19 protein-coding genes and 2 pseudogenes are annotated in these 23,270 nt (G+C 43.0%); 20 read left to right on the top strand and 1 reads right to left on the bottom strand.

Annotated elements, in window-relative coordinates:
• The first annotated feature begins 392 nt into the window (after positions 1 to 392).
• From GPK60_RS13660 to GPK60_RS13615, 10 genes and pseudogenes are all read left to right on the top strand, one after another.
• A complete protein-coding gene (locus GPK60_RS13660) occupies positions 393 to 629 on the top strand; it encodes a DUF3791 domain-containing protein (protein WP_215660748.1) in 237 nt (78 codons plus the stop codon).
• Between the two features lie 30 nt (positions 630 to 659).
• A pseudogene (locus GPK60_RS13655) lies at positions 660 to 983 on the top strand (hypothetical protein); the annotation flags it as partial.
• A 240-nt stretch (positions 984 to 1,223) separates the two neighbouring features.
• Positions 1,224 to 2,348: a DUF362 domain-containing protein gene (locus tag GPK60_RS13650; protein WP_022117982.1), complete on the top strand. Its 1,125-nt coding sequence runs from the start codon at positions 1,224 to 1,226 to the stop codon at positions 2,346 to 2,348.
• Positions 2,349 to 2,351: 3 nt separating this feature from the next.
• Complete coding sequence (locus tag GPK60_RS13645) at positions 2,352 to 3,020, top strand: DNA-3-methyladenine glycosylase 2 family protein (RefSeq protein ID WP_215660745.1); 669 nt, start codon at positions 2,352 to 2,354, stop codon at positions 3,018 to 3,020.
• On the top strand, positions 3,017 to 3,559 hold the full coding sequence (locus GPK60_RS13640; RefSeq protein ID WP_215660742.1) for a hypothetical protein: 543 nt from the start codon (positions 3,017 to 3,019) through the stop codon (positions 3,557 to 3,559). The genes GPK60_RS13645 and GPK60_RS13640 overlap by 4 nt, the downstream gene beginning before the upstream one ends.
• A 130-nt stretch (positions 3,560 to 3,689) precedes the next feature.
• Entirely contained in the window at positions 3,690 to 5,945 is a 2,256-nt protein-coding gene (locus GPK60_RS13635) for an ATP-binding cassette domain-containing protein (protein ID WP_252191414.1), read from the top strand.
• 146 nt (positions 5,946 to 6,091) lie between these two features.
• A complete protein-coding gene (locus GPK60_RS13630) occupies positions 6,092 to 7,219 on the top strand; it encodes a protein kinase (protein ID WP_215660738.1) in 1,128 nt (375 codons plus the stop codon).
• Positions 7,220 to 7,272: 53 nt separating this feature from the next.
• Positions 7,273 to 8,487 carry a hypothetical protein gene (locus tag GPK60_RS13625; RefSeq protein WP_215660735.1) on the top strand — a complete coding sequence of 405 codons (1,215 nt, stop codon included), beginning with the start codon at positions 7,273 to 7,275 and terminating at the stop codon, positions 8,485 to 8,487.
• A complete protein-coding gene (locus tag GPK60_RS13620; RefSeq protein WP_215660732.1) occupies positions 8,477 to 10,444 on the top strand; it encodes an LlaJI family restriction endonuclease in 1,968 nt (655 codons plus the stop codon). Before GPK60_RS13625 ends, GPK60_RS13620 begins: the two co-directional genes overlap by 11 nt.
• 112 nt (positions 10,445 to 10,556) lie before the next feature.
• Entirely contained in the window at positions 10,557 to 11,957 is a 1,401-nt protein-coding gene (locus GPK60_RS13615) for an AAA family ATPase (RefSeq protein ID WP_215660729.1), read from the top strand.
• 213 nt (positions 11,958 to 12,170) lie between these two features.
• Here the strand turns inward: GPK60_RS13615 and GPK60_RS13610 are convergent, their stop codons facing one another.
• Complete coding sequence (locus tag GPK60_RS13610) at positions 12,171 to 12,608, bottom strand: glycogen/starch/alpha-glucan phosphorylase (protein ID WP_346727795.1); 438 nt, start codon at positions 12,606 to 12,608, stop codon at positions 12,171 to 12,173.
• Here GPK60_RS13610 and GPK60_RS13605 point away from each other — a divergent pair.
• The 10 genes and pseudogenes from GPK60_RS13605 to GPK60_RS15480 form a co-directional block, all read left to right on the top strand.
• Positions 12,532 to 13,557 carry a 4-alpha-glucanotransferase gene (locus GPK60_RS13605; protein WP_215660726.1) on the top strand — a complete coding sequence of 342 codons (1,026 nt, stop codon included), beginning with the start codon at positions 12,532 to 12,534 and terminating at the stop codon, positions 13,555 to 13,557. The two genes, GPK60_RS13610 and GPK60_RS13605, sit on opposite strands and share 77 nt — an antisense overlap.
• Before the next feature lie 384 nt (positions 13,558 to 13,941).
• Positions 13,942 to 15,552 carry an ABC transporter substrate-binding protein gene (locus GPK60_RS13600; protein ID WP_215660723.1) on the top strand — a complete coding sequence of 537 codons (1,611 nt, stop codon included), beginning with the start codon at positions 13,942 to 13,944 and terminating at the stop codon, positions 15,550 to 15,552.
• Positions 15,553 to 15,609: 57 nt separating this feature from the next.
• Positions 15,610 to 16,626, top strand: a complete 1,017-nt coding sequence (locus GPK60_RS13595) for an ABC transporter ATP-binding protein (RefSeq protein ID WP_215660721.1) — start codon at positions 15,610 to 15,612, stop codon at positions 16,624 to 16,626.
• Entirely contained in the window at positions 16,616 to 17,428 is an 813-nt protein-coding gene (locus tag GPK60_RS13590; RefSeq protein WP_215660718.1) for an ATP-binding cassette domain-containing protein, read from the top strand. The genes GPK60_RS13595 and GPK60_RS13590 overlap by 11 nt, the downstream gene beginning before the upstream one ends.
• Entirely contained in the window at positions 17,425 to 18,432 is a 1,008-nt protein-coding gene (locus GPK60_RS13585; protein WP_215660717.1) for an ABC transporter permease, read from the top strand. Before GPK60_RS13590 ends, GPK60_RS13585 begins: the two co-directional genes overlap by 4 nt.
• Positions 18,425 to 19,315 carry an ABC transporter permease gene (locus tag GPK60_RS13580; RefSeq protein WP_215660714.1) on the top strand — a complete coding sequence of 297 codons (891 nt, stop codon included), beginning with the start codon at positions 18,425 to 18,427 and terminating at the stop codon, positions 19,313 to 19,315. The genes GPK60_RS13585 and GPK60_RS13580 overlap by 8 nt, the downstream gene beginning before the upstream one ends.
• A 361-nt stretch (positions 19,316 to 19,676) precedes the next feature.
• Positions 19,677 to 19,898 carry a hypothetical protein gene (locus GPK60_RS13575; RefSeq protein WP_173896374.1) on the top strand — a complete coding sequence of 74 codons (222 nt, stop codon included), beginning with the start codon at positions 19,677 to 19,679 and terminating at the stop codon, positions 19,896 to 19,898.
• A 415-nt stretch (positions 19,899 to 20,313) separates the two neighbouring features.
• Positions 20,314 to 21,681 carry an MATE family efflux transporter gene (locus GPK60_RS13570; RefSeq protein WP_022118031.1) on the top strand — a complete coding sequence of 456 codons (1,368 nt, stop codon included), beginning with the start codon at positions 20,314 to 20,316 and terminating at the stop codon, positions 21,679 to 21,681.
• A gap of 12 nt (positions 21,682 to 21,693) precedes the next feature.
• A complete protein-coding gene (locus GPK60_RS13565; RefSeq protein WP_022118030.1) occupies positions 21,694 to 22,281 on the top strand; it encodes a cytidylate kinase-like family protein in 588 nt (195 codons plus the stop codon).
• A gap of 332 nt (positions 22,282 to 22,613) precedes the next feature.
• Positions 22,614 to 23,270, top strand: a pseudogene (locus GPK60_RS15480) (hypothetical protein); the annotation flags it as partial.

Below are 23,270 nucleotides of genomic sequence, written 5' to 3'. Positions count from 1 at the left end.
TATTGAAACCGCCGTGTACCGAACGGTACGCACGGTGGTGTGAGAGGACGGCGGTTAGTCACCGCCTCCTACTCGATTATGGATTATTCGTATAAATAGATGCACACACAATGCACCTCACACCTATGCTATAATTACAATACGATTGTTTGAACGCAGAGAAGCATTCCCCTGCTTCAAGTGTGCAGAGCAGCGACTGCGTTCATGAGCAAGTAGCGAAGCGGATTGTGAATGTCCGCTTTACGAAAAAAGAGCATCTGCTGCGGGAAACAAGTCAGAAATCCAGGCTGCACTCTCCGGCACAGATCACACAGAAAAAGTAGGATGATGTGATTAAACTATAGTAAATAACCAGACACGTTTAAGTGTAATTTAGGAAGAAAGTTGTTTTAATGAGTGAACAGAAAAGAAAAATTGGTTTTACTGTTGCATGTGTAAATGAATTTGCCAATAGGCATAGACTTAGCAGTAAAGAAGCTTTTCAGTATCTTTTTCAGTTTAAAGGAATAGCTTTTATCAAAGAAAATTATGATGTAGAACATACGCTGGATTTTGAAACAGTATTAGAAGATCTGGGAATCTTATGTAAAAAAATGGGGGTACATTATGAGATTATATCATGGAAGTAATATAGTAATTGATAATATAAATCTGGCAATGTACAGAATGTTTTGTGCATGATGCCTCAGAATAACTGGCTTGTCACAGATGCTCCGCTTTCCTGGGGTATTTACCGTAATATTCCATTCGCATTGATGGGGTTGATTATCATTGTTCTGTTTTATAAAAGTGCAAAAAAAAAGAATGATAAATCTTTCCGCTGGATGTGGCTGACAATCGTACTGAGCTTTGCTTTCTATATTCCGGTTGTATTGTGGGCGGATGTGATCCCAATGATCGGTATGCTGATGATTCCTAAAACATGTGCCTATGTATGGACAGTGGTAATCGGCTATAAGGCAATGAAAAAAGAAATAGCTTAAGAGCATTAAAATGAGTATCGGCTCTGTTGTTTTCACAGAGTCTGAGGTGCGGCAGCCTGAGAAGCAGGAAAAAATCGGATACTTACAAACAGGTACTTGACTTCAAGTGTACTTGATGTGTTATTCTTTTATAGAAAGTAAGGATTCTGTACAGACTCAACACGTTTTTTACAGAGTCTGGCATTAAGGACGCAAAGGTACGGGAAACTTACGGAAGAAAATATATCAGGAGGAACTGACATGGGAAAATCTACTGTTTATTTTACCGATTTTCGCTGTCCGGTAGGGACCAGCCAGCTGGACAAGCTGAAAAAACTTTGTATTGCTGCCGGCATCAAAGACATTGATATGGATGGAAAGTTTGTGGCGATCAAGATGCATTTTGGTGAACTTGGAAATATGGCTTTTCTTCGACCAAATTATGCAAAGGTAATTGCAGATTTGTGCAAGGAGCAGGGCGGAATGCCGTTTCTGACAGACTGTAATACACTGTATCCGGGAAGCAGAAAGAATGCACTGGAACATCTGGACTGTGCAAATCTCAATGGTTTTAATACAACTACGACCGGATGTCAGATTATCATCGGAGATGGCCTGAGAGGAACGGATGAAGTAGAAGTTCCGGTTGTAAACGGAGAATACTGCAAAACGGCTCTGATCGGACATGCGATCATGGATGCGGACATTTTTATCAGCCTGAGCCATTTTAAGGGACATGAGACAACCGGATTTGGCGGAGCCATTAAAAATATCGGTATGGGATGCGGAAGCCGTGCAGGAAAAATGCAGCAGCATGCAAGCGGAAAACCGGCAATCAATACGGAAGTCTGTCGTGGCTGCCGCCGCTGTGCAAAAGAATGCGGAAGCGATGCGATCACTTATGTAAATAAAAAAGCAGTTATTGATTATGATAAATGCAAAGGATGCGGACGCTGTATCGGAGCCTGCAGTTTTGATGCGGTATACAATCCAAATGACAGTGCAAATGAGCTTCTCGACCGTAAAATGGCAGAATATGCACAGGCAGTCTGTCACGACCGTCCGCATTTCCATATCGCACTGGTACAGGATATCAGCCCGAACTGTGACTGTCACGGTGAGAATGATGCACCGATCCTTCCGGATATCGGAATGTTCGCAAGCTTTGATCCGGTCGCACTGGATCAGGCATGTGCAGATGCCTGCCTAAATGCAACACCGATTGCAAACAGTCAGCTTGGAGAACATCTGGCAGAGCCGGGATGGCATTGCCACCACGATCATTTCAAAGATTCCAATCCGAATATCGAGTGGAAAGCAACCCTTGACCAGGCAGAAAAGATCGGACTTGGAACAAGAGAATATGAATTGAAGAGAATCAAATAGGATATGTATTTTGAATACGGAGAAAAGGAACTTATCTATCTGAAACAGAAAGATAAACGTCTCGTTGAGGTGATCGATCAGGTTGGCATGATTGAGCGAACGGTTGACGATGATCTGTTCTCATCGGTGGTTCATCATATTGTCGGTCAGCAGATCTCGACCAAAGCACAGGCTACGATCTGGCAGAGAATGAAGGATTATCTTGGGACAGTCGATGCGGACACGATATTAAATGCAGGTGTGGAACATCTGCAGCCGCTTGGGATATCTTTCCGGAAAGCGGAGTATATCACAGATTTTGCGGAAAAAGTAAAAGACGGCAGTTTTGACATTGAAGGCATCTGGAAAAAATCAGATGAAGAAGCGATTGAGGAATTGTCATCACTGAAAGGCATCGGTGTCTGGACTGCGGAAATGATCCTGCTGTTCTGTATGCAAAGACCGAATGTGCTGAGTTTTGGTGATCTGGCGATACAGCGTGGGATGCGGATGATTTACCATCACAGAAAAATCGACCGCAAACTGTTTGAAAAATACCGCCGCAGATTAAGTCCGTACTGCAGCGTGGCAAGTCTGTACTTCTGGGCAGCAGCCGGAGGAGCGGTGCCTGGTCTGAAAGATTATGCACCAAAATCCGGTGCTGATTGCAAAAAGAAAGCAGGAATACGATGAGCGAATTTATCACTACCTATACCGGAAAACATTTTAAACCGACGGATCCAGATCCGGAGCTGATCGATATACCGGATATTGCCCATGCATTGTCGTTGATCTGTCGGGGAAACGGCCATGTAAAGACCTTCTGGTCAGTGGGACAGCACTGTATCTGCTGTGCGAAAGAAGCGGCGGCAAGGGGACTGTCTGATTGCATGGTACTTGCCTGTTTGCTTCACGATGCCAGTGAATGTTATATGTCCGATGTGCCGTCTCCTTTTAAGAAAACATTGCCGGAATATCAGGAACAGGAAGCATATTTGCTGCATTTGATTTACGAAAAATTTCTGGGATCAGATCTGACAGCACAGGAGCAGGCACAGCTGGAAGAGATCGACCATGTGATGCTCTGGTATGATCTGGACGAGCTGCTTGAAAAGCAGGACGGGGAGCCGCCGAAGCTTCATATCGAGCTGGATTATACCGTAGAGCCTTTTGCAAAAGTGGAGGCTGAGTATATCCGGATTTTTGAAAAATATTCCAGATCAGAGAAATAATGTAAAAGAGAAATAGTCATAAATTCGAAATTTTTCGCATAGGATTAAAATCATAAGATTCTATTTGAGGACATTGTCCGACAACATTTATCTGATATGCCACCAGGAGAAACCAACAGAGCATAAAACTATGAAAAAATTTCGGAAACAAGACAGTGAAAAATATTTTGAAGAAAAGAAACCAGTCAGGCTGGTCGATACGCAGGAATATATGGAAATGATACGGGCACTCCTGGAAGATGGACAGGAAGTCAGCATGATCGTCACGGGAAACAGCATGCGTCCGTTTTTGAAACATGGACGGGACAAAATCTGCATGAAAAAAACAGACCGGAAACTAAGAAAAGGCGATATCGTATTTTATCGCCGTGAAAATGGGCAGTATGTAATGCACCGGATTTTAAAATGCGGGGATCAAAGTTATACGTTGCTTGGCGACGGTCAGATTGTACCGGAATCGGGAATCCGTCAGGAGCAGATTTTTGCCAGAATCACCAAAGTACAGGTGCGGGGAAAATGGATCGGACCGGAAAATTTTCGGTGGAGATTTTTTGAACATATCTGGATTCGTTTTTGTGGTATCAGGAAACTTGGGTTTTCTTTTTCTTCAAAGGTGCAGAATTTAAAAAAAAGCAGTAAGGAAATACATAACGAAACAATAAGAGCAGCAGGAAAATGGAAAGATGGGACATTTCAGGAAATCTTTGATGACTGGAAATGGATTTTGCATTACAGTGTCAGATATCGATGGACCATCTTTTTTTATACATTTCTCGGAACGGTAAGTACCTCTCTTGGACTTCTCAGCAGCATTGCAGGAAAATATCTGATTGATATTGTTACCGGATATCAGATGAACAAAGCGGGCATGATTTTTGGAGTTATGGCAGGAAGTTTTGCAGTCAGCCTGATTCTGAATGGCGGTATCAGCCGTATTATGGTAAAATTGAATACGAACATCAGCAATGATATTCGGGCAGATCTTTTTGAACAGATTCTGGATGTCAGCTGGCTGGAACTGAGCAAGTATCAAAACGGCGATATGCTCAGCCGTTTCAATCAGGATATTGAAACAGTGGGCAGCAATGCCGTCAGCTGGCTTCCGGCGGTCGTGATCGCATTCTATCATTTTCTGGCAACATTTCTTGTGCTTTTTTATTACGATAAGGTCATGGCAGGGATTGCACTTGGAAGTGCTCCGTTTGTTGTTCTGATGTCGCAGTTTATGATGAAAAAACAGCGGGACTGCCAGAAGAAAGTGCGTGAAATGAGCAGTCGGATGATGACGTTTGAGGCAGAAACTTTTTACAATATGGATATGATCAAATCGCTTGGCATTTCTTTGCACTGCAGCACCTGTCTGAAAAAATTGCAGGAACAGTATAGAAAAATAACTCTGGATTACAATTTGTTCAGCATCAAAACAAAGGCAGTTTTGTCGGTGCTTGGAATGGCAGTACAGTTTACTGCATTTGGGTATTGTCTGTTCCGCTTATGGACACATGCGATCACTTATGGCACGATGACTTTATTTTTGCAGCAGAGAAACAGCCTGTCTGGGGCATTTCAGAATCTCGTGTCGATCATTCCGTCTTTTCTGAACAGTTCGGTTTCTGCACATCGCCTCCGGGAACTGACAGAGCTTCCCAAAGAAATACATAGCATACAAAATCAAAAGGATCTGTTTTTGACAAAGGGCGGACTGGAAGTTCGTCTGGAAAATGTGACATTTTCGTATACAAAAGGAAAACAGGTGTTTCGGGAGTCTGATTTTTGTGCCTGTCCGGGAGAAATCGTGGCACTTGTCGGGACATCCGGAGAAGGGAAGACAACGCTGTTGCGTTTGATCCTCGGCTTGATCGAGCAGGATACAGGAAAGGCAATCTTAAAGGCACAGGACGGAACGGAGCAGAAGTTAAATGCAGACACAAGAGTATGCTTTTCATATGTTCCGCAGGGCAATACACTTCTTGCCGGGAGTATCGCCGAGAATCTGAGTATCGCCAAAGAAGGAGCAGCCAGGGAAGAAATGAAGACGGCTCTTGAGATGGCATGTGCGTGGGAATTTGTCAAAAAACTGCCGGAAGGACTGGAGACAAAACTGGGTGAACGCGGAAAAGGGCTTTCCGAAGGACAGTCGCAGCGGATTGCCATCGCACGGGCATTGCTTCGTAATGCACCGGTGATCCTTCTGGATGAAGCAACTTCCGCACTTGATGAAGAAACAGAGAAAAAACTTCTGAAAAATATACTGGAAAAAGCACCGGAAAAAACCTGTATCGTGACAACGCATCGCCCGGGGGTTCTGAGGCTGTGCCGGAGAGTTTACCGGGTGGAAGACGGAAAGATTGCAGAGATGAGTGATCTGGGAGAGGAAAGAAAATAGATGATAAATGATAGGATACGGAATTGTTGAATGAAGGGATAAAAACTATTATTAAGATTGGTATTGTATGTTCGGGTAAAAAATGCAAATAAAGACGAAATAGTATGAAATAATCAGGCAGAGAGAAGATACTGGAGGAATATCACATGGAGATAAAAAACGCCGCAGATCAGGACCGGGCGTATAAGGCAGAATTTCCGGAACTGCCGATGCAGTGGAAAAATTATGGGTATGAGATTACGGAAAAGCTTGGCGAAGGGATTTCCGGAAGTGTATATAAACTGGTGAAAAACAAAGGGGAGGCAGATGAGGAAATTTCCGCTCTTAAAATGATCAGCTGGACATTAAATAAAAAAATGGTTTACAGAGAATACGGAAATGACTGGGTAAAGGCCAGAAGAGACTTTACCCAGTTCTTTAATGATAAAGTGGCACATGAGGTCAGCCGGCTGGAATCTTTTGCAGGGGCAGAAAATATTGTGCAGATCAAGGGAAGCTGCCTGGAAAAGATGCCGGAGGAAAATTTCTGGAAACTTTATATTCAGATGGAGTATCTGGAAGATTTCACGGAATACCTCGGAAAAAATTACATGGAAAAAAATGAAACAATGGATGCGGAAGAAGTGATCCGATTTGGGATCGAGATCTGCTCAGCACTTGAAATCTGCCATGAAAAAGGGATCATTCACCGGGATATCAAGCCGGATAACCTTATGGTCTCAAAAGAGAGGCAGTTTAAACTGGGAGACTTTGGCATTGCCAGGGAGCCGATTTCGGGAACGATGACAGTCGCAGGCACCCCGGATTACATGGCACCTGAGGTCAAAGAGACAACGATTTATGATAAGACAGCAAATATTTATTCCCTTGGTCTGGTGCTTTATTATCTGTCTAATGATTTCAGACTGCCATTTTCAGATGTCGCAGATCCAGAGGAGCGGATCAACCGCAGAATGAAAAAAGATGCCGTGCTTCCGGAGCCTGAAAATGCTTTTGCGGACATGCGAAAGCTTATTTTAAAAGCATGTGCTTATGATCCAAAGGATCGTTATCAGTCGGCAGGAGAAATGAAAAAAGCATTGGAAAACATCCAGAAGCATCCGTATGGACTTTGTCCGAAATGCGGAAAAGTTCTGGTGAAAAAACCGGGACAGTATGGTGCCTTTGTAGCCTGTACAGGATACCGAAAAGGAAATCCGGATTCCTGCGATTACCGCATGAATCTAAAAAAACTGATGGAACAGCTGAATGCAGGAAAAGAACAGAATGCATAGTGACGGAAACATTAAAAAAACACATTAGAAAACAGATAAAAGGATGGAGAGCTATGTCTGAAATAAATATCATGGATTTTGATCCTTCTTCTTCAATTAAGTCTTATAACTTTACAAATACAGCGATCAGGAGATTTTATGATACGATTGATTCGGAACAGTTTAAAGATGAAAAAAAGGAGAAGATCTTTGAATATCTGACCGGTGAAATGGAGATCGTTCCATTTAACGATCAGTTGAAACGATATCTTTATGAAAAAAATGAAATGCAGGAAGCATTTCGCAGTGTGACCAATGAGCAGTATGTCGCTCTGATCCTGGATGGATTTGAAAAAAATGACTGTCTTGCTTCCGTTGGGGCGAAAACAAAGCAGGAGATGAAGCGTAAGGCGAACCGCTGGATCGCAGCAGAAAGTGTAAAACGTGAGAGTATTTTTCAGATGGGATTCGGGCTGGATATGGACGATCAAACAATTTCCAAATTTCTGACGCTCGTGCTCAAAGAGGGAGATTTTGATTTTTACGATCCGAAAGAAATTGTTTACTGGCATTGCAGACGTACCGGGAAATCTTATGCCGCGGCAGAAAAATTGCTGGAAGAATATGCAGCTGAGCCTTCCGATACATCTGTACGGAAAGATCATATGTGGGAGGCCATGCAGAATACACCGAAACTGTATGTAAGCACGGAAGACGGACTGAAAAAATATCTGCATTATATTAAAAATTTAAATATTGCAGATAAACGTGAAAACAGAGCAAGACAGGTATTTGAGCGTCTGTATGAGAGAGCAAAAGAGGCCATTGCAAAACATATGAACCGTTATCCGGATGAGAAAGAAGTTGAGCCAAGAAGATTTACAGCAGGAGATATCAGTGCCGGAAAGATAGAAAGTGTGCTGTACACCGAAGTTCCGGTAACAAAAAACGGCAACATGAAATCATTTGCCTGCCTGAAAAAACAGTTTTCCGGAAAACGTCTGAGTCGCGAACGGATCAGCAAAGTTCTAGCCGGAAAACCGGTGGAGCGTTTTGATCTGATTACGCTGATCTTTCTGATCTATGCATTAGATGATGAAAAACTTGAATCAGGAGCCGGACCGCGTTTTTCAGCATTTGTGGAAGAAACAAACGAACTGCTTATGGAGGCGGATATGATGGAACTCTATCCGGTCAATCCATATGAAGCATTTATTCTGATGTGTGTCGTTTCAGAGGATCTTATCGATACTTTTGCATTGGTATGGAAGAAATCATATGAAGAATAATAATAGAATTTCCGTAAAAGCAGTGTGTGCGAGTATTACAGGAGCACTTATGGAACGGAATGAAGATAATTTCTGCTTTAATGGAATAGGTATGCCGGAAGTACATGATGATCTGGAAGAAAATTTAACAGCAGAAGTCGGCGGTCAGTGGGTCGCAGTATTTGACGGGATCGGCGGTCTGCCACGTGGAGAAGAGGCTTCTTATCTGGCTGCCAAAACGCTGCTGGACGAAGAACGGTCATGGACGGAGCAGGACGAGCAGAATTACGAAACCATTCTGCTGCAAATGCTGAAAAAAATAAATGACAATATCACAAGCTGGAGAAAAGACCGGAAGATCACAAAAATGGGAACAACGATGTCTGCATTGAAGTTTGGGCAGGAAGCAATCTACGGATTGTCGATCGGAGATTCCCGTATTTACCGCATGCATGATGGAAAACTGGAACAGCTGTCAACAGATCATACCTTTCGCCGGCCCGGCCATATGAAAAGTGCTCTGACTGAGTATCTCGGAAAAGAACATCAGGCAGAATTTCCGGAGAACAGTTTTTTCTGTGTGCCTTATGAAAAGGGCGACAGGTATCTGATCTGCTCAGACGGACTGACAGACATGCTGGAAGAATCCAAGATCAAAAGCCGGATGGAACAGCCGGTTGAAGAGGCCGTGACATCTTTGATCGAGGAGACAATCCGTATGGGAGCAGATGACAACACAACCATTATTTTGGCAGAGGTAGAGAGCGAAACGGATGAGGTACAGAATGGCTCTGATGCGATGCAGAGTGAGTCAGATGCGGTCATGGGCAAACAGATCGAGTATATACAGGACGGAGCAGAGATCACAAGCGAAGAGTGGATCATGCAGCTGCAGCAGGAGAAATACCGCTCCTTTGGTTTTGAATACAAAAACTGGAAGAATGAAAATCTGATTTTCTACCGGACGGATCAGGATACAAACGAAAAACACTATTACAGCAATTTTGTCGGCATTGTAAGATGGGCGGATAAAATGCTGCTGTCACTTCCAAAATCTGTGAAACTGGATCAGAGCGAAGGCTATCTGAAAAAACTGGAAATGCTGAAGGTTTATGCAAAGCTTCTGGATCTTTATTTGGCGGATGTATGGGAAGCGGCAGAACGAGATCAGAAATGCAAACCGAAAAAAACTCCATGGAATATGGTCAGTCAGAGTGTAGAACAGTGGTGTGCACAGACAGAAAAAGAGCAGGCAGATACCGCAGAAGTGCAGATCATCGCTGCGGTGAAATTTGAGAAAGTATACGAGTGGCTTCTTGGTTGGCTGTATGGCAACCAGATCAGCCTTTTCGGCGAGAAAGTATTTTTTGAAAGCAAAATCCTGGATCAGAAAGAGATCAACATCAATGAATGTCAAAATAATGTCTATTCCTGGAAGGTGTATGGAAAAAGCGGAAACGGCATTCAGGACAGGACGCCGGTCTTTAAAAATCAGGAAAAAAAGAATATCCCGGATATCGTGATCGAGATGGATAAAGAAGACTCGGAACTGAAAAATATCTGCTGTATTCTGGATGCAAAATATTGCGGCTGGGATGGAGAATCTTATATTTTGCCGGGAAACGCAGATATATATAAACAGTTCTTTTATCAGGAACAGTTTGTGAAGCTCTATTCGAAGCAAGCACCGGAAAAAGAAGTGAAGATTTATAACGCCCTGATTTTCCCGGATTATATGGGGGATACTGTTCGGACAAACAAAAACAAAGAAGGGATCTTAAGACTCTGTGCAGTAGCAGCCTTTGATCTTCACAAAGACCGTACCATTGGTATCTGGCAGGTAAACCTGCAGAAACTGATTGAAGGACGTATCAGTTCCGATGAAGAGGTGCAAAAACGGATGAAGAAAAACTGCCGGGGCATTACGGAATCCTTGATAAAAACCGGCAAAGACTTCCTGCCGATGAGAACAAAATAAAATCCGTACCATTGAAATTACAGCCTTCGTGCGTCTGTGCGGTATGATAGGACCAGATCAAGACAAGAAAAGAAAAAACAACAGATGGCATACTTGAGAAGGAGGATGCACGATGAGAGAACAACAGGCAAAAGACTTCTGGTCCGTTTATTTAAAACTTATTTTAAGAAAAGGTCAGGAAACGACCATTGTCAATCCGTTTGAAGAATTTCGCGATTCGGTCGCTAAAGGCGGGTACGAAAGCGTCAGCGATGAAGAATATGCGAATATCTATGATCAGGTGGAAGAACTTTCCGTATTCTGGCAGCAGCGTCCAAAAGACAGTGTCGCACATATTGTTATCGAGGCACTCTCAAGGACACATCTGTACGAGGATGAAATCCAGGATATCGCCGATATTCTCGCAGAGGCATCGGAAAGAACCAACTACACCCAGCAGATGCTGCAGGAAATGGGAGCAGAGGAAGCCGAAAAGAGGATGGCAGATCGAAAAAAAGCAAAACTTCCGCCGGTGCCGCCGGATTATCCGGAAAAAGAATGGATCGAAGCGGAATACGGTTTCGAAGGTGTCTACGAAGAAACACCATTCGATGACACAGACTACAGCTGGACACCAAAGCTGATCTATCAGTATCTTGGCGAACACGTTTACGGTCAGGAAGAGGCAAAACGCGGAGCAGCGATGCTGGTTTACAATCATCTGCAGGGTCATCGCCGCAATATGCTTGTGGCCGGACCGACCGGATGCGGCAAAACCGAGATCTGGCGTACCCTGCAGAAAAAGTTCTCTTTCATCAAGATCATCAACGGACCGCAGCTGTCGTGTGACGGCTGGAAAGGAAGCTATCACGTCAAGGATATTTTCCTCGAAGAGAAACCGCAGATGCGGGAGCATATGATCGTTGTGGTTGATGAAGCGGACAAACTGTTTGAGCCGATGGTCGGCTCCGGCGGAACGGACTTTTCCAGAAGCATTCAGAATGAGTTTCTGAAACTGATCGACGGAGATCAGGTAACGTTCGTGAACGAGGACAACCGAAAAGATCCACAGACGGCAAAGATCGACTGCCGTAATATTTCCTTTGTCTTCTGCGGAAGTTTCGAAATGCTTCGAAACAATAAAGAAGACAGATCTTCTGCGATCGGATTTTCCAGCAGCACAGAAACGGCAGATCTGACTTCTGAAGTCACCGAAGAAGATCTGGTGCTGTACGGAAACATCCGCCGTGAGATTGCCGGCCGCATCGATAAGATCGTGATGCTGCAGCCTCTTGGTGCAGATGACTTCGATCAGATCATGCAGAGCAAAAACAAGATTTCTCCGGTCAGTCAGATTGCCGGACAGTACGGCATCGAAATTTCTCTGGATGAGAAAACAAGGCGGATGCTGGCGGAAGAGGCCAGTGAAAGCCAGCTCGGCTGCCGCTACATCCGCTCCAAAATCCAGGGAATGCTGGATGATCAGATCTTTGAAGATCCGTATCAGAAAAAGTTCCGGCTGTCGATGGCATAAAATGGTAGATTTTTATCTCAGTCGAGAAGACTCCCACTTCTGCAAGTGGTGAGTAATAACAAGTCTTTCTCAGTGGGAGTACAATCTCCGACTGAGATAAACGCTCCGCGAGGGCACACATTGTCCAGTGGACAATGGTTTTGTGCCGACCGGAACGAAGTGTAGGATGTGCAGTGATTCTGAGAAGAATATGTCAGCTTTCGCTGACCAGAATCACGCACCAAGTCTCACGTGCGTTCGACTTGAATTACCAAGATGCCAGATATCGTGGTCATACTCAGCAATGGTGCGGTCGGAGGAGAACAGACCGGCTTTGGCAATGTTCACCAGACATTTGCGTCTCCATCTCATCGGATCGCAGGTATAATCACTGAGAGCCTGTCCTTTGCGTACAACGTATGCGTTGAAGTCCGGCAGGGTCTGGAACCAGTCCTTGTGGATCAGCTCATGATGCAGACGGTTCAGGCTTTCAGAATGACCGGCTGCCAGCATTTCCGGACCGTTGAGGAAATCAATGGCACGGCGGATGTTGGCATCGTTTTCATACCACTGAGCGGCAACGTTGTAGTTCTCAATGAATACGATCTGCAGCCATATAGAAAGAAACCGTCTGCTGCGGCTGGCATATTCCCGCAGTGATATCGGCCACAACGAAGCGTTTCTGAGATTCTGCGAGAAAAATCAGTGGTGGCTGGATGATTTTGCACTGTTCATGGCAGTGAAGGATCGTTTTGAAGGCAGACCATGGATCGAGTGGGCGGAAGATATCCGTCTGCGGTGGCAGAATGCAATGGATTACTATCGCCGGGAACTGTATTATGAAGTGGAGTATTATAAATATCTTCAGTTCAAGTTTGATGAACAATGGAGCAAACTGAAAACTTATGCAAACAGCAAAGGAATACAGATCATTGGAGATATTCCGATCTATGTAGCATTGGATTCTGCGGACGCATGGGCAAATCCTGGTCTGTTTCAGCTGGATGAGGAGAACATTCCAACTGCAGTGGCAGGTGTTCCGCCAGACGGATTTTCAGCAACCGGTCAGCTCTGGGGTAATCCGCTCTATCGCTGGGAAGTGCACCGCAATACCGGTTATCAGTGGTGGATCACTCGCCTGTGGTACTGCTTTGAACTGTATGATGTGGTACGTATCGATCACTTCCGTGGGTTTGATGAGTATTTTTCAATTCCTTATGGCAGTGAAACAGCTGCATCAGGACACTGGGAAAAAGGACCGGGCATTGAACTGTTCCGTGCGGTGGAGCAGGCATTGGGCAAACGGGAAATCATTGCGGAAGACCTTGGCTATATGAGCGACACCGTGCGTAAGCTGGTGCGTGATTATCTGTACGACTATGCCACCCCGGAAGAACAGCTCTATAAGAGCATGATCGCACTGGTTCTGCGAAGTGCGGCTGCCACCTGCATCATTCCGATGCAGGACTGGCTGGGACTGGACAATTCCGCCCGCATTAACAAACCTTCTACGGTTGGTGAAAACTGGAGATGGCGTCTGAAAAAGACGCAGCTGACCAAAAGGCTTCAAAAAGAAATCTGCCGTATGACTACCCGATATGGTCGTATGAACTGGGAATAGCACTTCCGCATCAGATGGAACAGCATATCGTGTGCAGGATCTGATTTATATCGATATAACCAAAAGGTTTATATTGCATAACAAAGCGAGACTTCAAAAGGAGTCTCGTTTTGTTATTTCAGCAAAGCGTTAACAAAGCCGGAAAAAGTCGGTGGATGCCCGTCTATCCCCCGAATAAGGATGCGAAAGTGAAAAAAGTGGGAAAAAGTACAGAAATATCGTACAAAAAGAAAGGAAAAAGATAACCAGACGGGGGGCTTGTGGGGAAGAAAGAAACAGATTATGATAAATGCACTGCGAAAAAGAGCAGTCCGTTCGACTTGAATCAAAAGCGGCGGCTCTTTTCAAAACAAAAGGAAGCAGAACAGCGGAAAGGGGAAATAGATGAAAAAGAAAGTGATTGCATTGCTGCTTGCAGCGGCCATGGCAATGTCTCTGACAGCCTGTGGGGATACATCCAAAACAGGAAGTACTGCAGAAGAGACGGCAAAACAGGAGGAAACAACGAAGGAATCAGAAAATACAGAAAAAGCCGAAGAATCAACGCTGGTATATGGATCCGGTGATTACACAAGAATCAATCCGGCGATGGATGAACACTGTGAGATTAATGTGTTGTTATTTAGCGGTCTGACGGCTCATGATGCAGATGACCAGGTGATTCCGGGTCTTGCAGAAAAATGGGAATATGATGAGGACAGCTGTACTTATACGTTCCATATCCGTGACGGGATCAAATGGCATGACGGGGAAGCTTTTACTGCAGATGATGTAAAATTTACCATCGAGGCTATTATGGATCCGGAGAATGGATCAGAAAATGCACCAAACTATGAAGATGTTCAGGAAATAAAAGTAATGGATGACCAGACGATTGCCTTTAAACTGGCAGAACCAAATGTGGCATTTCTGGAATATATGACGATAGCGATTTTGCCAAAGCATCTTCTGGAAGGGGAAGATATGCAGGAATCAGACTTTTTCCGGCATCCTGTAGGTACAGGCCCTTATAAACTGGAAAGCTGGGATGCAGGGCAGTCTATTGTAATGACAAAAAATGAAGATTACTATCTTGGCAGTCCCAAAATCGATAAGGTGATTTTTAAAATTGTAGAGGACGATAATACACAGGCAGTCCAGTTGCAGTCCGGTGAGATTGATATGGCTTTGCTGGATCCGAAAAATGCAGAGAATTTCAAAAATATGGATGGATACAGCTGTTACGATATGACTACTTCCGATTATCGTGGTATTATGTTTAATTTCGCAAATGATTACTGGAAGGAAAACAAAGATCTTATTCCGGCAATCTGTTATGCAATTGACCGCCAGGCAATTATAGATGCAGTACTTCTTGGACAGGGAATGCCGGCTTATGGTCCGTTACAGAGAAATATATATAACAATGAAAAGGCAGAGCATTATGATTATAATCCGGAAAAAGCCAGAAAGATCCTTGAAGATGCAGGATGCAAGATGGGAAAAAATGGCTTTTATGAAAGAAACGGGGAAGAAATCGGTTTCGTCCTCAGCGTTATGTCCGGAGAGCAGGACCGAATTGATATCGCACAGGCAGCAGCTCAGCAGTTACAGGAAATAGGCATTAACTGTACGGTAGATATTCCGGCACAGATTGACTGGGGCGGACAGATGGCATGTCTGATCGGCTGGGGAAGCCCGTTTGATGCAGACGATCATACCTATAAAGTTTTTGGCACAGATAAGGGTGCAAATTATTCTTCCTACTCTAATGAGAAAGTGGATGAATATCTGACTCTGGCAAGACAGTATGAAGATCAGGAAACCCGTGCAAAATATTATGATCTTTTCCAGGAAGAGCTGCTGCAGGATCCGCCATATGCATTTATCTGCTATATTGATGCTAATTATGTGGCAGATTCAGATATACAGGGAATCTCTGAAAATACGGTTCTTGGACATCATGGAGTAGGTATCTTCTGGAATATTCAGGATTGGGAAATAGTACAAGAATAAAAGAGAGCTGCAAAGAGACTGGGAACAGTCTCTTTATGCAGTTATAAGAGGTTCATTATGAGAGAGTTACTGAAGACAGAGCATTTATCAGTAAGTTTTTTTACAAAATCCGGTGAAGTGGAGGCAGTTCGAGATGTCAGCCTGACCGTAGAGGAAGGGGAAGTCCTGGCTATAGTAGGAGAATCCGGATGTGGGAAAAGTGCATTATGTAAAAGCATTATGAAATTGCTTCCGAAGACGGCAAAAATTAAATCCGGGAAGATCCTGGCAGATGGCATAGATATCACGGATTATACGCAGAGAAATATGTCACGGCTGCGGGGAGACCTTTTTTCCATGATATTTCAGGATCCGATGACATCCCTCAATCCGACAATGACCATCGGGAAACAGATCGAAGAAGCTGTGCGGATCCATAATAAAAAAGTGCCAAAAAAACAGGTGAAAGAGAAAGTTCTTGAGTTGATGCAGCTGGTGGAAATTGATGAGCCGGAAGTGAGAATTTCGCAGTATCCACATGAATTTTCAGGTGGAATGCGTCAGAGGGCAGTCATGGCAATCGCACTTGCAGGCAATCCCAAAATTCTGTTTGCGGATGAGCCGACCACGGCACTGGATGTGACGATTCAGGCTCAGATTCTTGATGTTTTTCGGAGAATCCAGAAAAAACTCGGGATGGCAACCGTTTTTATCAGCCATGATCTTGGGGTTGTAGCAGGGGTGGCAGATCGTGTAGCGGTTATGTATGCAGGAAAAATTGTGGAAATCGGAACAGCGGAAGAGATTTTTTATGATCCAAGGCATCCGTATACATGGGGGCTGCTGCAGTCTCTTCCGATTTTGTCCAGGGGGAAAGAATGGCTTCCGACATTACCGGGAATGCCTCCAACCCTGATCCATCCGCCAAAAGGTGATGCATTTGCAGAGAGAAATGCGTATGCGATGAGGATAGATTATGAAAAAGAGCCGCCCATGTTTCAGGTTACGGACACGCACTATGCAGCTACCTGGCTGCTGGATGAACGAGCTCCGGAAGTAAAGGCTCCGATTGGAGAACGAAGATATGGAAAATAACAGTTTACTGGATGTGCAGCATCTTTCGCATATGTTTCACCTGAAGAGAAAAATGACAGTAAAAGCGATAGATGATGTATCTTTTCAAATAAAAAAAGGGGAAATTTACGGACTGGTAGGGGAATCTGGATCAGGAAAATCTACAGTGGCACGCTGTATTATGAATATATATAAACCTTCTGAAGGAGAAATATTTTACAAGGGGATCCCAATCTGTAAAAACAAAGAGTTTCGAAAAAATCGGAAAATGCTGCAGATGACACGGCAAATGATTTTTCAGGATTCCGCATCCAGTCTGAATCCGAGAATGAAAATCGAGGATATTGTAGCAGAACCACTGCGTATTTATTCAGGAAAGGGCAGGCCAGGTAAAAAAGAGATAGAAAAACAGTTAGAGCTTGTTGGACTGGATCGCAGTTATATGGAAAAATATCCCTGTGAATTATCCGGTGGACAGCGGCAGAGAGTAGCGATTGCACGGGCACTCTCCACAAAACCGGAGCTGATCGTGGCAGATGAACCGATTGCATCGCTTGATGTGTCCATTCAGGCACAGATGGTAAATCTGTTTCGGAAATTACAGAAAGAACAGGGTTTTTCATTTCTTTTTATTGCTCATGATCTTTCAATGGTGGAGTTTCTGTGTGACAGGACAGGTGTTATGTATCACGGGAAACTGGTGGAGGAAGGGAGAACAAAAGATATTTTCGCCCATCCGGAACATGAATATACCAAAGCACTGTTAGCGGCAGTCCCAATACCGGATCCACGAATAGAAAGACAGAAAGGTGAAGTGTTATGAGAGGCGAACGAATGCTGTATTATGGAAAAAAACTGGTGATTTTTATGATCAGTGTAGGACTGCTCTCTCTTGTGACATTTTATGTTTCCAGACTTGCACCGGGAGATCCACTGTTTTCTTACTACGGAGAACGAGTGGAAAAGATGAGTCCTGAAGAAAGAGAGTGGGCAGAAGAAAAACTTGGTCTGAATGATAAAATTTCTGTACAGTATAGCAGGTGGATTCATCAGGTCTTTCATGGAAATTTCGGACGTTCTTATAAATATAAGATGGATGTACTGGATGTGCTGAAAAGCAGACTTGGTAATACCCTGCTTCTTGGCGGTACTGGCTTTTTGATTATATTTGCAGGTGCATTGCTGCTTGGAGTCATATGTGCATGGAAAGAAGGCGGATGGCTGGATAAAATCATCTGTAAAGCAGGGACGATCATAAGCTGTGTCCCAGAGTTCTGGCTGGCACTGGTGCTGATTCTTGTATTTTCTGTTTCGCTACGATGGCTGCCAAGTTCCGGGGCATATGCAGTCGGGCAGGAAAAAAACATTTCCGACCGAATCTTACATATGATACTGCCGTTGACTGTAATCGTGACAGAACATCTCTGGTATTATGGCTACATGGTCCGGAATAAAATGCTGGATGAAATCCGTGCAGATTATGTGCTGATGGCAAAAGCAAAAGGAATAAAAAAATCCCGTATTATGCTGGTACATTGTATGAGAAATATCATGCCATCATATCTGAGCATTATGGCGATTTCGGTAACGCATATCATGGGAGGAACTTATGTGGCAGAGACTGTTTTTTCTTATCCCGGAATAGGGACACTGGCATATGAAAGTGCCCGTTATAAAGACTATAATTTACTGATGATCATCAGTCTGATGTCAGGGATCATAATCATTGCCTGTAATATGGCTGCACAGATTCTTAATGAGAGGATCGATCCGAGAATGCGTATCAGCAGGCAGTCGGAAATGCAGGAGGTGGATAACTATGAGTGAACTGTTTGAAATTGTTGGAGTAAAACCAGAGCTTGCAGAACAGCAGGTACAGAAAAAAGCAAACAGATGGTATGATACGATTCCATGGCTGTCTGTCATCATTTTGATACTGATCGTGGGTGGCTGTCTGTTCTGCAATCGAATCATGACAAAAGATCCGTCTTACATGGATCTGAAAAATTATACAATTGCTCCATGTAAAGAATTTTTGTTTGGAACAGATACTATGGGGCGTGATATTTTTTCCATGATCTGGTACGGCGGACGACAGTCTCTGTTTATCGGAATTGCAGCAACTGTGATATCTACCGGTATTGCAATCGTATTTGGTACGGTAAGCGGCATGGCACCGGATTGGCTGGATATGCTGCTCATGAGGGCAACAGAGATTCTGCTGAGCATTCCGAATCTTCTGACGGTTATTTTTCTGCAGGCCATTCTTGGAAAGGCAAATGTATTCAGTCTGTCTTTTGTGATAGGGATTACGAGTTGGATGAGTATAGCTAAAATTATCAGAACAGAAGTGCGGCAGCTGCGAAACAATGAATATGTAATTGCGGCCAGGTGCATGGGGGGAGGATTTTTTTATATTCTTTATAAACATCTTGCACCCAATTTTTTATCTTCCATCATGTTTATGGTTGTCATGAATATCCGAAGTGCTATTGTGGAAGAGTCAACATTAAGTTTCATCGGGATAGGACTTCCGCTGGAAGTTATTTCATGGGGAAGTATGCTGTCACTATCAGAAAAAGCACTGCTTACAGGTGCCTGGTGGATTATCCTGATTCCCGGTGTTTTTCTTGTTGTGACACTATTGTGCATTACCAGTATTGGAGACTGTATCAGAAAAAAATTAAATAAACAGGAAAGTAATTTATAAACGATGGGAGTGCTGCACTTGCTCATAATTATAAAACAACGATAAAAAAAGCTACAACAGCAAAGCAGATTCAATACAGCGTTTCTTCAAAGTTTAAAAACGCAAAGAGTATGACAATACCAACGAGTAAAAACACAAAGAAAAAATTTCAAAGCTGAAAGGCAGATCAGAAGAAGTCTGATTATATGCAAATGTATAGAAATAATGCCCCAAAAAAGCAGATGCATTTTTAGTAAAAACCACTTTTGAAATAAAAATGGAATAGTTTTATAATGAAATTATAGCGAATAGTGTAAGGATGTGGGAAAGAATCATAGGATACTGTTTGCGTTTATAAAATTAATTCCAGGAGGAACCATATATGCATGAATATGAAATCTTTATTGAAGAAATAAATCCGTGTGGCGGAGAAAAATACAGTAAAAAAACATTGATTGAGGCAGAAGCAGCCAGCCCGGAAGCTTATGTAAAAGAAAACGGAAGATTTCCGGTTCTTGAATCTACAAGCAATGAGCACGGAGATATTGTAATAGTAACAGGAGATAATCAAGGTTCTTTTGTACGCTATACTTTTACGGAATAAGAGTGCAAATCAGTAAGGAGAGAATTTCGTGAAATATGAAATCGGAGACTTTGTCAGTAAACCAGTTACGGGAATTTGTAAAACGATTATTGATTATATTAACCAAAGCAGATCGGGAGCTTAAAGGAATATGAGGGCGTGAATCCATTGACGGATTCATGCCCTTTAATTCATGATTTTGAAATTTTGAAATTGTTGTGAAGCAAGAAAAATTTTGTTTGACTTTTTGAAAAAGAGACAATATAATTACAGCAAACGAGTAGCAAGTAAGCGTAAATCCAGTTTACCAGCTGCTCGTTTTTTTTGTTAAAGTATTATACTTGCCATAAAAAAGTGTGTAGCCTGTCAGCGTAAGTCCAGCTTATAAGACAGGGTGTACACTTTTTTATTCCAGAAAGAAAGGAGTTAAAACAAAATGGCAGAAAGCAACAAGATGAAAGATATGCCGGTGAATAAACTGATGATCCAGATGGGAATTCCAATGATCTTATCCATGGCATTGCAGGCAGTCTATAATATTGTAGACAGTGCATTTGTAGGAAATATGAAAGTGGGCAGTGAAGCAGCATTAAATGCCCTTACACTGGTATTCCCGGTTCAGATGCTTATGGTGGCAGTTGGAATCGGAACAGGTGTAGGAACGAATGCACTTCTTGCAAGGACACTTGGACAGGGAAACCGTAAAAAAGCTGCAAAGGTAGCGGGAAACAGTCTGTTCCTGGGAGTAATCATTTATGTGATATGTTTATTGTTTGGTATCTTTGGGGTGAGAGCATATATTTCATCACAGACAGTAGATGTCGAAGTACTTGAGATGGGAGTCAGTTATCTTAGAATATGCTGCGTAATTTCTTTTGGAATTATCTTTTTTTCATTATTTGAAAAGCTATTACAGGCAACAGGCCGCTCTCTTTATTCTACAATCGGCCAGGTGGTCGGTGCAGTTGTAAATATCATCCTTGATCCGATTATGATATATGGAATTGGTCCTTGTCCCGAAATGGGAGTAAAAGGTGCAGCCTACGCAACAGTAATTGGTCAGGTGGCATCCGCAGTGTTACTGTTTATTTTCCATATGAAGCTGAATAAAGAATTTAAACATGATGTGAAATATATGAAGCCGGAAACTGGTATTATCAAAGAAATCTATGCAATCGGACTTCCGGCGATTATTGCACAGGCATTAATGTCTATTATGGTTTATGTGATGAATTTGATCCTGAAGTTCAATCCGTCAGCACAGACAGCCTATGGTTTGTTCTATAAGGTACAGCAGTTTGTTCTGTTCCTTGCATTTGGCCTGAGAGATGCGATCACTCCGATCCTTGCATTTGCTTATGGGATGAGGGATAAAAAGAGAATTCAGGATGGCATCAAATATGGCTTGATTTATACAATCGCACTGATGATTCTTGGAATTGCAATTACAGAGATTTTCCCGGGAGCGTTTGCAACGCTGTTTAATGCCGGACAGTCAAGAGAATATTTTATCGGTGCGATGAGAGTGATCTCTGTCAGTTTTCTGTTTGCCGGAATCAATGTTGCATATCAGGGTATTTACCAGGCATTGGATGGCGGTGTGGAATCGCTGGTTATTTCATTGTTGAGACAGCTTATTATTATCCTGCCGCTGGCTGGAATTTTTTCCCTGTTTGTCAGAAATGGTCAGATGGGAATTTCACTGATCTGGTGGGCATTTCCAGTCACTGAAATAATTTCATGTTTTGCAGGATATCTGTTCTTAAAGAAAATCAGAAAAAATAGAGTTGATGTTTTGAATTAAGGAGGAGCAGAGATGGCTAAAAGAATCATTACAATCAGCAGAGAATTTGGAAGCGGTGGACGTTTTATCGGAAAAGAAGTCGCAAAACAGCTTGGAATTGCTTATTATGATAAAAATATGATTAACGAGATTGCAGAAAAATCCGGATTATCGCCAGAATACATTCAGGAAAATGCGGAATTATCTCCCAGAAAAGGATTATTTGCATATGCATTTTCCGGACGTGACATCACTGGAAAATCAGTAGAAGATATGGTGTATGAGGCACAGAGAAAAGTCATTTTAGATCTGGCCCAAAAGGAGCCTTGTGTGATCGTTGGAAGAAATGCCGATTACATCCTGAAAGACAGAGAGGATGTCCTGAATGTATTTATCCATGGAGATATGCCGGAAAAAATACAGCGTATTAGTCGGTTATATCATGTCAGTGAGCAGGAAGCGGTTAAAATGATGGCAGATACAGATAAAAGGCGTATGACAAATTATAATTTTTATACGGAGCAGAAATGGGGAAAAGCCAGTAATTATACGTTGTGTCTGAACAGTTCACAGCTGGGATATGCCAGCTGCGAGAAGCTTATTATGGAATGCAGTGAATAATCAGCGATATTTTGAAGGCTTCACAAAATCTTCACAAAAAATTAGCACTCAAGTGTTGTTATTGTGACGTTGGTTTTGTCTAGTTTCATATAGTCCCGTAACGCCCTATTTACAAGGGATTCACGGATTTTGAAAATTTGTAGCTGTTCATCAAAAATTGTCATTTTTCAGAAATTTGGGGTCAAAATTGGCGTCAGATAGCACACCAGAGAGAAAAATTAAATATTTTATAGACTACGGAACGTACACTTTTGGCGTTCCTTTTCTATTTCCAGTCGTTCAGAAATGGACGGCTTTTTTCATACCCAAAATCGAAAGGAGAAAGAGAAAATATGAATAAGCTAGTAAAGCGATTGCTGACAGGAACGCTTGCTTTTGCAACCATTCTCACGGCATTACCAGTGACGGCGGTTCATGCTTCCGGCAATCAATACTGGACAGAATCAGCAGAACGTGTCGGCTACATTGAACACGTTATGAATGATGGTTCTATCAAATCTACATTCAATGAGGGACACATGAAAGTTGAGGGCGAAACTGCCTACTGCGTGGACATCAACACCAATTTCAAGAATGGATACAAAACACGTTCTGACGCAAGCACCCGTATGAATAGCGATCAGATTGCGGACGTTGCTCTTTCCTTAGAATACGTCAAGCAATATACCGCTTCTCATACGAACTTAAATTACAAACAGGGATACTTGCTGGAACAGTGTGTTGTCTGGCAGAGATTGAGTGAACAGCTCGGCTGGCAGTGCGATAACGTCAGAGCTTCCTATAATGAAATATCACAGGCAGCACAGAATGAAGTGTACGCTGGTGCGAAAGCATTTGTGAAAGCAAACAAAGGACGCTATGAATGTGGCGGTTACATCTACACTGGCGAAGGACAGGACATCGGACAGTTCTGGGCGAAGTTAAATGTGGGAAATGCAAAAGTCAAAAAGACTTCTTCCAATCCCACGGTTACAGATGGCAACGCCAAT

This window comes from Ruminococcus sp. MCC718, assembly GCF_018783905.1.
Lineage (GTDB): Bacteria > Bacillota > Clostridia > Lachnospirales > Lachnospiraceae > Hominisplanchenecus > Hominisplanchenecus faecis.
This window is presented reverse-complemented; position numbering and strand designations above follow the sequence as displayed.